This window comes from Jiella flava (assembly GCF_017349315.1).
GTDB classification, from domain to species: domain Bacteria; phylum Pseudomonadota; class Alphaproteobacteria; order Rhizobiales; family Rhizobiaceae; genus Jiella; species Jiella flava.
On the sequence record NZ_JAFMPP010000013.1, the window covers coordinates 87,111 to 101,176 of the forward strand.

Below are 14,066 nucleotides of genomic sequence, written 5' to 3' on the forward strand. Positions count from 1 at the left end.
TGGCCACGCTCACGCGGGTGCTTCCTGCTGCCCCATCGGGTACTCGTACCGACCGCAACGGATAGAGCCGTGCCGAAGCGGACCCTGGCGGATGCCCGATCGACCACCTGAAATGGCCGCCGGGCCACAGCACCAGCTCACGCCCAGCGCAGGTTAAGCGACGCGGTTGGGCAAATTCTCGCCGGCGAAGAATGCGTCGAGATTGTCGGCCACCATCATGCCCATCGCCTCACGCGTCGCCCTGGTCGCGCTGCCGAGATGCGGCAACAGGACCGCATTGGTCTGGAGGAGTGCCGCTGGGATCGTCGGCTCGTCCTCATAGACGTCGAGGCCAGCGCCGGCGATCGTGCGGCTGCGCAGCGCATCGGCGAGCGCCTGCCCATCGATAATCTCGCCGCGCGCCGTATTCACCAGAATCCCCGTGGGCTTCATCAGCGCCAGTCGCTCGGCATTGATCAGGTGAAAATTCTCCGCGCCGCCTGGCATATGGAGCGAAACGGCGTCAGCCTCATGCAGCACGGCCTCGATGGAATCGCGGGACTGAGCGGCGGATTCTGCCGCCAGATCCGGCGCGATCGGAAAGGCGTCATAATAAATGACCTTCATGCCGAAGCCATGATGGGCGCGCTTTGCCGCCGAGCGGCCGATCCGGCCGAAGCCGAGGACACCAAAGGTCGCACCCGAGACCTTGGCGCCCATCATGTGGGTCGGGCGCCAGCCGGTCCAACGGCCGGCCCTCACCTGACGCTCGCCTTCCGAGGTGCGCCGCGCGACCATCAACATCAAGGTGATCACCAAATCTGCAGTGCATTCCGAGAGAACCCCAGGTGTATTGGTCACGACAATGCCGGCGGCCTTGGCGGCGTCGAGGTCGATATGGCTAAAGCCGACACCATAATTGCCGAGGATTCTGACCCGCGATCTTGACTGAGGAAAAAGCTCGGCAGGCAGCTTGTCGCTGATCGTCGGACAAATGGCGTCATACTTAGCAAAGGCCGTTGCGATCGCATTACTCGCCATCGCAACATCCGTCGGGTTCAGCGTCGCATTATAACTCTTCGACAGTCGCTTCTCCACCACCGCCGGCCAGCGGCGGGTGACTAAGATCTTGGGTTTTGCCATCGCGCTTCAAGCCGCTTGCTTGGTCTCGCCGAGAAGATTGGCAACGGTTTCGCCAAAGGCGGACGGATGCGGGATGATGTGGTGGCCGCATTCGCGAATGATCTCCACCTTCTCCTGGGCCGATTCGCCCTCGCCCGAAACGATCGCGCCGGCATGGCCCATGCGCTTGCCCTTCGGCGCGGACAGACCGGCGATATAAGCCAGAAGCGGCTTGGAGAAATGCTCCTTGGCCCAGCGCGCCGCGTCCACCTCCTGCGGGCCGCCGATCTCGCCGATCATCACCACCGCGTCGGTCTCTTCGTCCTTCTCGAACAGCTCCAGAAGATCGCGGAAGGAGGAACCGTTGATCGGATCGCCGCCAATGCCGATGCTGGTCGACACGCCGATGCCCCGCGCCTGCAGCTGGCTCGCCGCCTCGTAGCTGAGCGTGCCGGATCGCGCCACGATGCCGATCCGGCCGGGCGTGTAGATCGAGCCTGGCATAATGCCCATCATCGCCTGTCCGGCAGTGATCATACCAGCGCAATTCGGCCCCATCAACATCATCCGGTTTTCCGCCCGGTAACGGCGCATGTAGCGTTTCACCCGCATCATATCCTGGGCCGGAATGCCGTCGGTGATGCAGACACAGGTCTTGATGCCGCTATCGGCCGCTTCCATGATCGAATCGGCGGCAAAGGGCGGCGGCACGAAGACGATCGAGGCCTCCGCACCGGTTTCGGCGACGGCGCCCTTGACGGTCGAAAACACCGGCAGGCCGAGATGGGTCGTGCCGCCCTTGCCGGGAGTCACGCCGCCGACGACCTGGGTGCCGTAAGCCTTCATTTCCTCGGCGTGGAAGCTGCCGATCCGGCCGGTAATCCCCTGCACCAGAACCTTGGTCTCTTTGGTGAGCAAAATAGCCATTGAACTTCGTCTCCCGTCAGGCCGCGGCGCTGTGGCCGAGCTTTTTCCATTCGGCAACCGCCATCTCGGCTGCATCGGCGAGCGTATCGGCAATGATGACATCCGGCGCCTTCTCGGCGAGGATCCTTTTGCCCTCTTCGACCTTGGTGCCGGATAGCCGTACGATCAGCGGCAGGTCGAGGCCTACCTCTTCCCGCGCCTTGACGACGCCCTCGGCGACCCAGTCGCAGCGATTGATGCCGGCGAAGATATTGACGAGGATCACCTTGACGTTGCTGTCCTGGAGAACGGCGCGGAAACTCTTGGCCACCCGTTCGGGGCTCGCTCCGCCGCCGATGTCGAGGAAATTCGCCGGCTCGCCGCCCGACAGCTTGATCATGTCGAGCGTCGCCATAGCGAGGCCGGCGCCGTTGATGATACAGCCGATTTCGCCGTCGAGACCGACGTAGGACAGGCCGCGATCCGAGGCGAAGGTCTCGCGCGGATCCTCCTGGCTCTTGTCGCGCATTTCGGAAATGTCCGGCCGGCGGAACAGCGCGTTCTCGTCGAAGCTCATCTTACAATCGAGCGCGACGAGTTCGCCCTTGGAGATCACCAGCGGATTGATCTCCAGCATGGTGGCGTCAAAGTCGCGAAACACCCGGTAGCAGGCCAGCAGCGTGTCGGTCGCCTTGCTGACCACCGAGCCGTCGAGGCCGAGACCGAACGCCAGTTCGCGTGCCTGGAACTTCTGCATGCCGGCGCCCGGATCGACGGTGATCTGGATCAGGCTGTCAGGCTCCTTTTCGGCGATCTCTTCGACCTCCATGCCGCCCGAGGCCGACGCCATGATCTTGATCCGCTCCGCCTTCCGATCAAGAACGATGCCGAGATAGAGTTCGCGCTCGATCGGTACCGTCTCCTCGATATAGAGGCGGTTGACGAGGTTGCCCTTCGGGCCGGTCTGCTGGGTGACGAGGCGCCGGCCCATGAGGTTGTCGGCCGCCCGTTCCACCTCCTCTTCGCTGCGGCACAAGATGATGCCGCCGGCCTTGCCGCGTGCGCCTGAGTGGATCTGCGCTTTGACCACCCAGGCCTTGCCGCCGATCTCGCTGGCACGATAGCGGGCCTGTTCGGGACTATAGGCGATGCCGCCGCGCGGCAGCTTGACCCCATGGGTGGCCAACAGCTCTTTCGCCTGGAATTCGTGGATGTTCATCGGGGCCTCCTCGTTTGCAGCGTGATGCCGGCAAGCAGCGGAACGGTCGGGTGATGGTGCGGCCACTGGCGGGCGCACCGTCGCGTGAATGATGGTCGGCGCAGCGGTCTCAGCCGGCGCGGGCGCGAATGGCGTCGTCGACGGCGATGACGTTTCTCGCCATGCGCTCCGACGCCGCGTCGATCATCTTGCCATCGAGGCTCGCCGCGCCCTTGCCGGCAGCGGCGGCCTCCTTCAGCGCCGCGAGAATGCGGCGGGCCTTGTCGACCTCGCCTCCAAGCGGCGAGAATTCGTCATTGGCAAGCGCGATCTGGCTGGGATGGATCGCCCATTTGCCCTCGATGCCCAGCGCCGCGCCGCGCTTGGCGGCCGCCCGGTAGCCGTCCGGATCGGAGAAGTCGCCGAATGGACCGTCGATCGGCCGCAAGCCATAGGCCCGGCAGGCGACGGTCATGCGTGACAGCGCGAAATGCCATTGGTCGCCGGGATAGTCCGGGTGAAGGCCGCCGATATTGACGGTGCGCGCCTTGTTGAAGGCGGCATAGTCGGCAACGCCGAAATGCAGCGCCTCGAGCCGCGAGGGCGCGGCGGCGATCGCCTCGACATTGGCCATGCCGAGGGGCGTCTCGATCAGCGCCTCGATACCGACCTTGTTGCGATAGCCCCTGGCCATCTCGATCTGGTTGAGCAGCGCCTCGACCATGTAGACGTCGGCCGGCACGCCAACCTTCGGGATCATCACCATGTCCAGCTTGTCGCCGGCCTGCTCCATGACGTCGACCACGTCACGATACATGTAATGGGTGTCGAGGCCATTGATGCGGACCGACATGGTCTTGTTCTTGGCCTTCCAGTCGATCTCGTTCAGCGCCGCGATGATGTTGCGGCGGGCGCGCTCTTTATCGTCCGGCGCGACGGCATCCTCGATATCGAGAAAGATGCAGTCGGCGGCGCTGTCGGCGGCCTTTTCGATCATCGTCGGATTCGATCCGGGCACTGCCAGCGTCGAGCGCTGGACCCGCATGGTCCGCAGGTTGTGTATCGAATGGCTCATTCTGTGCTCCTCCCAATCCGGCCGCCATGGCAGCCGCCGGCCGTTGCCCGGTGCGGACAGGCAGATGGTTTCCGGTGCCGAGCGGCCGCATGGCAGCGCCGCTTATCACCAAGCCTCTCCCGACGTTTCGACCGCTTTGCGGCCCGATGCCTGGCGAAGATCCATCCCCGCTGCACCGCGTCGCGTCTCAGGCCGACTGCCTCCCGTCGTCTGTCCGTCCCTGAAGGCTATGGCAGAGGAGCCAGCACCAGCCACACACTGGCGGATAGAAAGTCATCGTCCTGAGACCAGTTGCCGCCTACCCGTTTGGAGAACCGATCGACCCGCGGGGCTGGCCGCCGGCGCATCGCCAGCCACAATGGCAAGCGATCAGTTCTGGATTTCGCGGGTCCACAGCGCCACAGCCATGGAACGGTTGCGCACGTTGAGCTTCTCATAGATATTTTTGAGATAGTACTTGACCGTGTTTTCCGACATCCCGATGCGATTGGCGATCTGCTGATTGGTCCAGCCGCGGGCGAGAATGTCGAGCAACTCGCGCTCGCGCACATTGAGGGCGGCGAGCGGCGTATCGTTCACCGAGGCGAGATCAATATAGGGAATGCAGATCTGGCCGGCGGCGACCGCCCGCAGGGTGGTGAAGAAGATCTTCACGTCGTCCTGCTGGTAGCAATAGCCTCGGGCGCCGAGCCGCACCGCTTGGCGCAGCGCGCTTGGCTCGCGGTTGTTGCTGAACACCACCGCGCGAATCGGGCTGTTCTTCGCCTTCAGGCGACGCAGCACCTCCACCGCCTTCATGTCGGCGAGTTCCCAGGCGATCACCGCCAGATCGATGTCGTCGTCGGTCGCGGTGATCAGATCCGTGCCGCGATCGGTGACGCGGGTAAGCTTCAGATCTTCTTCCTCGGCTACGAGGCCGCTGATGGCCGAGACCACAAGCGGGTTGGCCTCAAGCAGAAAGACACGAGTCGACTGCGATCGCGGATGTTGCTCCGCCATCGTACCCTCCCAGAATGCGTGCCCTCCTGACCGTCGTTTTGTAGACGAAACCACTGCGCTTGTCTTTCCCTCGATCGGCGAGCGATCGCAACCCGGCTCCTCTCCAACCGTCCAAACCGGCCTACCCGATCGAGCCGATTTCTTCTGCGGTCCGGTATTGGGCGACGGCGTTCCATCGGTCGACAATGCAACCGGGCACCACGGCGCGCTCCACCTTTGATTGCGTGATCGACGATGATCACCCGATTGTCTGATTCGAGCGCCAATTCAACGAGAGCCAGATCAAGCTGGACCGGGAGGAGACATGGGACAGCCAACCGACATTGAAATCGCGCGTGCGGCCCGCAAGCGGCCGATCCAGGAGATCGGCGCCAAGCTTCAGGTCCCGGCCGAAAAGCTGCTGCCCTACGGCCACGACAAGGCGAAAGTCTCGGCCGACTTCATCGCCGCGCAAAAGGGCAAGGCCGACGGCAAATTGATCCTGGTGACGGCGGTCAATCCGACGCCGGCCGGCGAAGGCAAGACGACGACGACCGTCGGCCTCGGCGATGGCCTCAACCGGATCGGCAAACGCGCCGCTATCTGCATCCGCGAAGCCTCGCTCGGGCCGAATTTCGGCATGAAGGGCGGCGCGGCCGGCGGCGGCTATGCCCAGATCGTGCCGATGGAGGACATGAATCTCCACTTCACCGGCGACTTTCACGCAATCACCGCAGCCCATAATCTCCTCGCTGCGATGATCGACAATCATGTCTATTGGGGCAACGAACTCGACATCGACGTCCGTCGCGTCACCTGGCGCCGGGTGATCGACATGAACGACCGGGCGCTGCGTCAGGTCGCAACCGGCCTCGGCGGCGTCGCCAATGGCTTTGCGCGCGAGACCGGCTTCGACATCACCGTCGCCTCGGAGGTGATGGCGATCCTCTGTCTCGCTGCGGATCTGAAAGACCTGCAGTGCCGGCTCGGCGATATGATCGTTGCCTATCGTCGCGACAAGTCGCCGGTCACCTGCGGCGACATCGGCGCCGACGGCGCGATGACGGTGCTTCTCAAGGATGCCATGCAGCCCAATCTTGTGCAGACGCTGGAGAACAATCCGGCCTTCGTCCATGGCGGTCCCTTCGCCAACATCGCCCATGGCTGCAATTCTGTTGTCGCGACTCAAACGGCGTTGACGCTTGCCGACTATGTCGTCACCGAAGCCGGTTTCGGCGCCGATCTCGGAGCTGAAAAGTTCTTCGACATCAAATGCCGCAAGGCCGGGCTGAAACCGGCGGTGGCGGTGATCGTCGCCACCTGCCGCGCCCTGAAGATGAACGGCGGCGTCGACAAGTCCGAGCTTGGCACCGAAAATGTCGCGGCGCTGACCGCCGGCTGTGCCAATCTCGTCCGCCATATCGAGAACGTCGAGAGCTTTGGCGTGCCAGTGATCGTGGCGATCAATCATTTCGCCACCGATACGGAAGCCGAAGTCCAAGCGGTCAAGGACGCCGCCGCGGCCCAGGGCGTCGAGGCGGTGCTTTGCAAGCATTGGGCCGAAGGCAGCGCGGGGATCGAGGAATTGGCGACACGTGTCGCCGCGCTTGCCGATGGCGGGACGGCGGATTTCAAGCCGCTCTATCCGGACGAGATGCCGCTGTTTGAAAAGATCGAAGCGATCGCCAAGAATATTTACCGGGCCGGCGAAGTGGTGGCCGATACGGGGATCCGCAAACAATTGAAGGAATGGGAAGCGGCCGGCCACGGCAATCTGCCGATTTGTATGGCCAAGACCCAGTATTCCTTTACCACCGATCCCACCATTCGCGGCGCGCCGAGCGGCCATGCGCTGCCGGTGCGCGAAGTGCGGCTTTCGGCCGGTGCCGGCTTCGTCGTGGCGATTTGTGGGGAGATCATGACCATGCCGGGATTGCCGCGCGTGCCTGCGGCTCAGGCGATCACGCTCAATGCGAATGGCAATATCGAGGGATTGTTCTGATGGTTGCGACAGTCATCGACGGCAAGGCGTTCGCCGAAACGGTGCGCGCCCGCGTGAAGGCGCATGTTGCCCGGCTCGACCGCGATCATGCGGTGCAGCCAGGCCTCGCCGTGGTGCTGGTCGGCGAAGATCCGGCGAGCGAGGTCTATGTCCGCTCAAAGGGCAAAGCCACCACGCAAGCGGGGATGAAGTCGATCGAGCATAAGCTCGACGCCGCGACCTCCGAAGGCGAATTGCTTGCCCTCATCGTCCGACTCAATGGCGACGAGACGATCCACGGTATCCTGGTTCAGCTGCCGTTGCCGGATCACATCGACACCGACAAGGTGCTGGCGGCCATCACCCCGGCCAAGGATGTCGACGGATTTCACATCTCCAATGTCGGCCTGCTCGCCACCGGCCAGAAGGCGATGGTACCCTGTACACCGCTCGGCTGTCTGATGATGCTGCGCGAGCATTACGGCGCGCTGTCCGGCCTCGAAGCGGTGGTGATCGGCCGTTCGAACATCGTCGGCAAGCCGATGGCCCATCTCCTCCTCAAGGAGAGCTGCACCGTCACCATCGCCCATTCCCGCACACGGGATCTGCCGGACGTCGTCCGCCGCGCCGATATCGTCGTTGCCGCCGTTGGCCGGCCGGCGATGGTGACGGCGGATTGGATCAAGCCGGGGGCGACGGTGATCGACGTCGGCATCAACCGGATCGACAAGCCAGAGGGCGGCACCCGCCTCGTCGGCGACGTCGATTACCCCAACGTCGCGCAGGTTGCCGGCGCCATCACCCCGGTACCGGGCGGTGTCGGCCCGATGACCATTGCCTGCCTTCTTGCCAACACCGTTACAGCCTGCTGTCGCATCCACAATCTTCCCGAACCCGAGGGGCTTACCGCCTGAGGCGGGCCCCCTTTTCCGGACCTGGCTCTGCCTGCCGCATCGAGCGTTGCGCGTCCTATCAAACGCTCGGCGCGCGGCAGCACCGGCGCAAAAATGGCCATTCCTGGCCAGGCCGACCGAAGCAGCACGATCAAGGGTCTTGGCTTGTGCAAACACGGGGCAAAAAGCCATGGCCGAGTGTGCAGAAACTCACCAGCCTCATCAGGCAATTGCCGAATGCGATAAACTTGAAAATGGTCGGAGCGAGAGGATTCGAACCTCCGACCCCCTGAACCCCATTCAGGTGCGCTACCAGGCTGCGCTACGCTCCGATGCCGTCTGCCTAGCCAAAGCCGTGGCGCGACGCAAGGGATTTCGGCAAGGCCACGTGCACCGGCGTGTTGCGCCACCACCGTGACCACCAAGCGCCGCCACGACCCCGGATCTTCAGATCCATTCGCACGCCGATCGCATCGATGACCGAGAACGTCCTTTGTGCGTCCTGTCGGACGCACGGTGCTTTAAGCGCTGGCGCGCTTTAGCGACGATCCGATCCGCTCGATGTCCCAGCGGGACGCCCAGTCGGCGTCGATGTCGACGATCCGACGCATATCGAACATATAGCGCCGCGCGACCAGCGGCTCGACCGCCGAAAAGTCGAAGCTCCGGAACTGCGCCCATTCGGTCGCGATCAGAACGGCGCTGGCGCCTTCGCAAGCATCCGCCATTGATTCGCATTGCTGATAGGCGCGATGGTCGACGGTAAATTTCGCCACCGGATCGAACGCCCGAACCTCTGCGCCCTCCTCCAATAAGGCATGGACAATGTCCACCGCCGGGCTGTCGCGCACGTCGTCGGTGTTGGCCTTAAAGGCCAGCCCTAGCACCGCGACGCGCTTGCCCGAGAGCTTGTCGCCCATCGCCAGCTCGATCCGTTTCAAGATGTGGAAGCGGCGGGAATCATTGATCCGGATCACCGTTTCGACGATCTGCTGCTGGACGCCATGGCGCCGGCCGATCGTCGCCAGAGCCAGTGTGTCCTTCGGAAAGCAAGAACCGCCATAGCCCGGCCCAGCGCGCAGGAATTGCGGTCCGATGCGGCTGTCGAGGCCAATGCCGCGGGCGACGTCATCGATATCGCCGCCGACCGTCTCGACCAGATCAGAGATCTCGTTGATGAAGGTGACCTTGGTGGCAAGAAAGGCGTTGGCGGCGTATTTGATCGTCTCGCTGGTCGAGGTGTCGCTGAGGATCATCGGAATGCCGCGCTGATCGAAGGCAGCATAGCTTTCGCGCACCCGCTGCCGGGCGCTCTCGCTGGCGCTGCCGATGACGATCCGTTCCGGATTGAAGAAGTCTTTCAGCGCGGTGCCTTCGCGCAGGAATTCGGGATTGGAGACGATCGCCAGCCGCTTGTCGGCATGGTCGCGGTCGAGCCTTGCCTGAAGCGCAGCGCAGGTGCCGATCGGCACGGTCGACTTCACCGCGATCACCGCCCCGACAGGCGCGACATCGGCGATCGCCGAGACGGCCGCTTCCAGATAGTCGAGCCGGGCATTGCCGGTGCGCTCGCTGGTCGGCGTGCCGACGGCGACATAGAAGAGATCGCAGTCGCGCGCTTCGGCAACGTCGGTGGTGAAGGAGATGGTCTTGGCCGCGATGACGCTCTGCAGCGCGTCTTCCAGCCCGTCTTCAAAGATCGGTGGGATGCCGTTACGCAGCTTGGCGATCTTGCCGGCGTCGAGATCGACGCATTTCACCGCGAGTCCGAAACTCGCGAGCCCGACCGCTTGGATCAGGCCGACATAGCCGACCCCGACCACACAGATGGATTCTGCCTGCACGGTTTCGTTCCTGTTTCGTTGGACGCCTGCCGCGATACGCCCGTTCTGTGCTCAGTCAAGGCGAGTTTGTCGCGCAAGCAGCGATAAGCGCCGGGCGCGACATTCCTGCAACCCTCCCCAGCATATCGACGACAATTCGAGGCAAAAGCTCGAATTTGCGGCGCCACTCAGACGAAATGCTTCGACAGCTTCAACCCCTGGGCCTGATAGTTCGAGCTGAGGTCGGCGCCATAGAGCCGATCGGGCAGCTCGGCCATGCGTTCATAGACGAGCCGGCCGACGATCTGGCCGTCTTCGAGAATGAAGGGCACGTCGTGGCTGCGCACTTCCAGCACCGCCCGGCTGCCAGAGCCGCCGGCCGCCGAATGGCCGAAGCCCGGATCGAAAAAACCGGCATAATGAACGCGGAACTCTCCGACCAGCGGGTCGAACGGCGTCATCTCCGCGGCATGGTCCGGCGGCACATGCACCGCTTCTTTCGACACGAGGATGTAAAACTCGTCCGGATCGAGCACCAGTTCCCCCGCCCCGCCGCGCAGCATCGGCTCCCAATAGTCGGCGAGCGGATAAGCGGCGCGGCGATCGACGTCGACAAGGCCGGTGTGGCGTTTGCCGCGATAGCCGACAAGGGTGCCGGGCTCGCCGGCCAGATCGATCGACAGCGCAATGCCCGCGCCGGAAATATTGGCGTCGGCCTCGGAGGTCAGCCCGGCGCTGCGATGCAGGGCCGCAAGATCGGCGGCGGAAAGCGCCGGCTCGCCGCAGCGAAACCGGATCTGCGACAGGCGCGAGCCTTCACGGACGAGAATCGGGAAGGTGCGCGGCGAGATTTCCAGATAGAGCGGCCCGTCATAGCCGGCCGGCACCTTGTCGAATTCCTGGGCGTTGTCGGTGAGCACGCGGGTGAAGATGTCGAGCCGGCCGGTCGAGGATTTGGGATTGGCCGTGGCGCGCACATGGGCTGGCAGCGCCAGGCGTTCAAGCAGCGGTACGACGTAGACGCAGCCGGTCTCCAGCACCGCGCCGCCGCTCAGGCTGAATTCGTGCAAGGAAAACCGATCCAGCTTGGCCGCCACCGAATGATCGCGCCCCGGCAGGAAGCTGGCGCGCACCCGGTAGGCGACCGGTCCGAGCCGCAAATCGAGCGAGGCCGGCTGAATCTGATCGCTCTCGCGCGGCCTTCGCGCCGACAGGGCCCCCGCCTCAAACATCGCCGCGATCGACCGATCCGGCAAAATCCCATGCAACGTCGCGCTCACCGTCGAGCCGTCCTTTTCGCTCATCACCCGCCCCGCGCCGGGTGACCATTCGTTCCGTGGATTGACGCCTAACCGCATCGGAGCTATTTGCAAAGCCATGGTGGTGATTTGGCCGGCCGGCTTGCAGCCACGTAAAACAACTCGCTAAAGGGCCGCACCGACGACGAGGACGTTCACGGGACCGGCTTTGCGCAATCGCAACGGCCGGTTTTTTGCTGTTCGGAGACGAAAACATGCTGAAGCGCGATACAAAGAAAAACAGCCTGAAGCCGGCCACCTTGATGGTCCATGGCGGCACCATGCGATCGAACTTCGGCGAGACTTCCGAGGCGATGTTCCTGACCCAGGGCTTCGTCTACGACACGGCAGAAGCCGCCGAGGCGCGCTTCAAGGGCGAAGAGCCCGGATTCATCTATTCGCGCTATGCCAACCCGACCACCCGGATGTTCGAGGAGCGGATGATGGCGCTGGAAGGTGCTGAAGACGCCCGCGGCACCGCCTCCGGCATGGCTGCCGTCGCCGCCGCCATTCAATGTCAGGTCAAGGCCGGCGATCATGTCGTCGCGGCACGGGCGCTGTTCGGCTCCTGCCGCTACATCGTCGAGACGGTGATGGCGCGCTGCGGCGTCGACTGTACGCTGGTCGACGGCCGCGACCTCGACCAATGGCAACAGGCGATGCGGCCAAACACTAAGGTGTTCTTCATGGAGACGCCGACCAACCCGACGCTGGAGGTGATCGACATCGCCGCCGTCGCCGAGATCGCCCATCGCGCCGGCGCCAAGCTCGTCGTCGACAATGTCTTTGCCACGCCCATCCACCAGAAGCCGCTGGCGCTTGGCGCCGATGTGGTGATCTATTCGGCCACCAAGCATATCGACGGCCAGGGCCGCTGCCTCGGCGGCATCATCCTGTCGTCGAAGGACTGGATCGACGAGAACCTCCACGATTTTTACCGCCACACCGGCCCGGCGCTGTCGCCCTTCAACGCCTGGACGCTGCTGAAGGGTTTGGAAACGCTGCCGCTGCGGGTCGCCCATCAGACTGCCTCGGCGGCGGCGATCGCCGATCGGCTGGCCGAGCACGGCAAGATCAGCCGCGTGCTCTATCCCGGCCGCGAGGATCACCCGGATTATGCGATCGCCAAGCGCCAGATGGCGGCGGGCTCGACGCTGATCGCTTTCGATCTGGCCGGCGGCAAGAGCGAGGCTTTCCGCTTCCTCAATGCGCTCGAGATCGTCTTGATCTCGAACAATCTCGGCGATGCCAAAAGCCTCGTCACTCATCCGGCGACGACCACCCATAAGAACCTCTCGCCGGAGGCCCGCGCCGAACTCGGGATCAATGACGGTCTGATCCGCCTGTCGCTCGGCCTTGAAGACGTCGAGGATCTTTGGGACGACATCGAGGCCGCCCTCGCCGCGGCCTGATGCGGCATTCGGCGCGCGGCACGGCGCTCGGCCTTTAGCTGAACGTCTTGGCCGCCAGCCGAATGCGCGCGACGAAAGTCCAGATCGTCATCGCCGCAAAGCCATAGGCGATGACCGGAAACCACGACGGAAACAGGCAGAACAGGCAAAAGGCGATGATCGTCTCGCTCGCCTCGGCAAGCCCCGTGGTGAAGAAGAACGATTTCCTGCCGCGCGCCTCCGTGATGATCCGGTGTTTCTCGGCGAGGATCGCGAAGGCGAGGAAGCTCGCACCATTGGCGTAGAAGCTGAGCAGCAGCGCCGCCGCAGGCACGCCATTATGGACGGGATCGAGGAGCGCGAAGGCAAGCGGGATCGCGCCGTAGAAGACGAAGTCGAAGACGATGTCGAGATAGCCGCCAAGGTCGGTTGGCCCGGTATGCTTGGCGATGGCACCGTCGAGGCCGTCGCAGAGCCGTGAGAGAAGGATCAGCACGAGGCCGATCAGCGGACTGCCAAGGGCGATCGCCGCCGCCGCCGCCAGACCGATCGCCAGACCGGCCACGGTCATGGCGTTGGCGCTCGCCCCACCGGCCGCAAGCTTTACGGCAAGTCGGTCGACCGGCGGATCGATGCGGCGTCTCAAAATGGCGTCGAGCAAGATCGGACCTCGTGATCATCTGCGGATCCGCACGCCCGGATCGGTTGCGCGCCTCCATTTGCTGTCTTCGCATGACAGGCCACGTTCGCAACCGCCTGGCCGCAAAAACTGGTCCAGCAGATTGCGTCGCAGGACGAGACGCATTGCTGAAGATTACAACCCGGAAAGATGAAACCCGGCAGAAACCACGCTATAGCCGGGTGAGCCATCCGCAGCCGACACAGGAGAGGCGAAGACCCCATGTATCAAGCGAAGACGCGGCAGATCATCGTGACGGTCAAGCCCGCCTATCTCGAGGAACAGTCCGAACCCTCCGAGAATCGCTGGGTCTGGGCTTATCGCGTTGAAATCGAGAATGCCGGCGAGGTGACCGTGCAGCTCGAAAGCCGGTATTGGGAGATCACCGACGCCAGCGGCCATATCGAAACGGTCGCGGGCCCAGGCGTCGTCGGCGAGCAGCCGGTGATCCTGCCAGGCGACAGCTTTACCTACACCTCGGGCTGCCCGCTCTCCACGCCGTCGGGCATCATGCGCGGCCGTTATCAGATGCGCACCGATGAGGGCGAGGCGTTCGAGGTCGAGATCCCCGCCTTTTCCCTCGATCTGCCGACCGATAATCGCGTCCTCAACTAAGACACCCCTGCCCGGCCGCGTCACGCGCCCGTTACGGCCGCAATTTCATCCCGCGGAGCCGCCGGCCAGAAGGGTGGCGATCTCGACATTCGTCATGGGGACGGATATGCGCCTTCCCCAGGCGTCCC

The 14,066-nt window shown here is 63.8% G+C and carries 12 protein-coding genes, 1 tRNA gene and 1 riboswitch; of the genes, 4 read left to right on the forward strand and 9 right to left on the reverse strand.

Annotation, left to right across the window (positions count from 1 at the left end; all coding sequences use genetic code 11):
* Window positions 1-153 precede the first annotated feature (153 nt).
* The 5 genes from J1C48_RS14555 to J1C48_RS14575 form a co-directional block, all read right to left on the reverse strand.
* Window positions 154-1,122, reverse strand: a complete 969-nt coding sequence (locus tag J1C48_RS14555; protein ID WP_207258726.1) for a 2-hydroxyacid dehydrogenase — start codon at window positions 1,120-1,122, stop codon at window positions 154-156.
* 6 nt (window positions 1,123-1,128) lie between these two features.
* The gene (sucD, locus tag J1C48_RS14560) at window positions 1,129-2,028 is read right to left on the reverse strand and encodes a succinate--CoA ligase subunit alpha (RefSeq protein ID WP_207258727.1); all 900 of its coding nucleotides are present in this window, start codon (window positions 2,026-2,028) and stop codon (window positions 1,129-1,131) included.
* Window positions 2,029-2,044: 16 nt separating this feature from the next.
* A complete protein-coding gene (locus tag J1C48_RS14565; protein WP_207258728.1) occupies window positions 2,045-3,226 on the reverse strand; it encodes a malate--CoA ligase subunit beta in 1,182 nt (393 codons plus the stop codon).
* Between the two features lie 109 nt (window positions 3,227-3,335).
* Window positions 3,336-4,280, reverse strand: coding sequence for an HpcH/HpaI aldolase/citrate lyase family protein (locus tag J1C48_RS14570; protein ID WP_207258729.1), 945 nt, complete (start codon window positions 4,278-4,280; stop codon window positions 3,336-3,338).
* A gap of 369 nt (window positions 4,281-4,649) precedes the next feature.
* Window positions 4,650-5,279, reverse strand: coding sequence for a LuxR C-terminal-related transcriptional regulator (locus J1C48_RS14575; protein WP_207258730.1), 630 nt, complete (start codon window positions 5,277-5,279; stop codon window positions 4,650-4,652).
* A 304-nt stretch (window positions 5,280-5,583) separates the two neighbouring features.
* On the opposite strand from J1C48_RS14575, the gene J1C48_RS14580 reads away from it, so the two are divergent.
* Both J1C48_RS14580 and folD read left to right on the forward strand, forming a co-directional pair.
* On the forward strand, window positions 5,584-7,260 hold the full coding sequence (locus tag J1C48_RS14580) for a formate--tetrahydrofolate ligase (RefSeq protein ID WP_207258731.1): 1,677 nt from the start codon (window positions 5,584-5,586) through the stop codon (window positions 7,258-7,260).
* A complete protein-coding gene (gene folD, locus J1C48_RS14585; protein ID WP_207258732.1) occupies window positions 7,260-8,153 on the forward strand; it encodes a bifunctional methylenetetrahydrofolate dehydrogenase/methenyltetrahydrofolate cyclohydrolase FolD in 894 nt (297 codons plus the stop codon). The genes J1C48_RS14580 and folD overlap by 1 nt, the downstream gene beginning before the upstream one ends.
* A 234-nt stretch (window positions 8,154-8,387) precedes the next feature.
* On the opposite strand, the gene J1C48_RS14590 is transcribed toward folD, so the two are convergent.
* The 3 genes from J1C48_RS14590 to J1C48_RS14600 form a co-directional block, all read right to left on the reverse strand.
* Window positions 8,388-8,464 (reverse strand) — tRNA-Pro (locus J1C48_RS14590).
* A 189-nt stretch (window positions 8,465-8,653) separates the two neighbouring features.
* Window positions 8,654-9,976: a nucleotide sugar dehydrogenase gene (locus J1C48_RS14595; RefSeq protein WP_207258733.1), complete on the reverse strand. Its 1,323-nt coding sequence runs from the start codon at window positions 9,974-9,976 to the stop codon at window positions 8,654-8,656.
* 167 nt (window positions 9,977-10,143) lie between these two features.
* The gene (locus J1C48_RS14600) at window positions 10,144-11,187 is read right to left on the reverse strand and encodes a 2'-deoxycytidine 5'-triphosphate deaminase (protein WP_231081810.1); all 1,044 of its coding nucleotides are present in this window, start codon (window positions 11,185-11,187) and stop codon (window positions 10,144-10,146) included.
* A gap of 138 nt (window positions 11,188-11,325) precedes the next feature.
* Window positions 11,326-11,403, forward strand: a riboswitch (SAM riboswitch).
* Window positions 11,404-11,468: 65 nt separating this feature from the next.
* On the opposite strand from J1C48_RS14600, the gene J1C48_RS14605 reads away from it, so the two are divergent.
* Window positions 11,469-12,665, forward strand: coding sequence for an O-succinylhomoserine sulfhydrylase (locus J1C48_RS14605; protein ID WP_207258735.1), 1,197 nt, complete (start codon window positions 11,469-11,471; stop codon window positions 12,663-12,665).
* Between the two features lie 34 nt (window positions 12,666-12,699).
* Here J1C48_RS14605 and J1C48_RS14610 read toward each other — a convergent pair whose 3' ends face one another.
* On the reverse strand, window positions 12,700-13,305 hold the full coding sequence (locus tag J1C48_RS14610) for a CDP-alcohol phosphatidyltransferase family protein (protein WP_207258736.1): 606 nt from the start codon (window positions 13,303-13,305) through the stop codon (window positions 12,700-12,702).
* A 240-nt stretch (window positions 13,306-13,545) separates the two neighbouring features.
* Here J1C48_RS14610 and apaG point away from each other — a divergent pair, with 240 nt between their 5' ends.
* Window positions 13,546-13,938: a Co2+/Mg2+ efflux protein ApaG gene (gene apaG, locus J1C48_RS14615; RefSeq protein ID WP_207258737.1), complete on the forward strand. Its 393-nt coding sequence runs from the start codon at window positions 13,546-13,548 to the stop codon at window positions 13,936-13,938.
* Window positions 13,939-14,066 lie beyond the last annotated feature (128 nt).

What these genes read in the sequence shown, in the direction of transcription:
- J1C48_RS14600 (WP_231081810.1), bottom strand. Translation starts at nt 11,187, where the DNA reads ATGTTTGAGGCGGGGGCCCTGTCGGCGCGAAGGCCGCGCGAGAGCGAT.
- apaG (WP_207258737.1), top strand. Translation starts at nt 13,546, where the DNA reads ATGTATCAAGCGAAGACGCGGCAGATCATCGTGACGGTCAAGCCCGCC.
- J1C48_RS14565 (WP_207258728.1), bottom strand. Translation starts at nt 3,226, where the DNA reads ATGAACATCCACGAATTCCAGGCGAAAGAGCTGTTGGCCACCCATGGG.
- sucD (WP_207258727.1), bottom strand. Translation starts at nt 2,028, where the DNA reads ATGGCTATTTTGCTCACCAAAGAGACCAAGGTTCTGGTGCAGGGGATT.
- folD (WP_207258732.1), top strand. Translation starts at nt 7,260, where the DNA reads ATGGTTGCGACAGTCATCGACGGCAAGGCGTTCGCCGAAACGGTGCGC.
- J1C48_RS14575 (WP_207258730.1), bottom strand. Translation starts at nt 5,279, where the DNA reads ATGGCGGAGCAACATCCGCGATCGCAGTCGACTCGTGTCTTTCTGCTT.
- J1C48_RS14580 (WP_207258731.1), top strand. Translation starts at nt 5,584, where the DNA reads ATGGGACAGCCAACCGACATTGAAATCGCGCGTGCGGCCCGCAAGCGG.
- J1C48_RS14605 (WP_207258735.1), top strand. Translation starts at nt 11,469, where the DNA reads ATGCTGAAGCGCGATACAAAGAAAAACAGCCTGAAGCCGGCCACCTTG.
- J1C48_RS14555 (WP_207258726.1), bottom strand. Translation starts at nt 1,122, where the DNA reads ATGGCAAAACCCAAGATCTTAGTCACCCGCCGCTGGCCGGCGGTGGTG.
- J1C48_RS14570 (WP_207258729.1), bottom strand. Translation starts at nt 4,280, where the DNA reads ATGAGCCATTCGATACACAACCTGCGGACCATGCGGGTCCAGCGCTCG.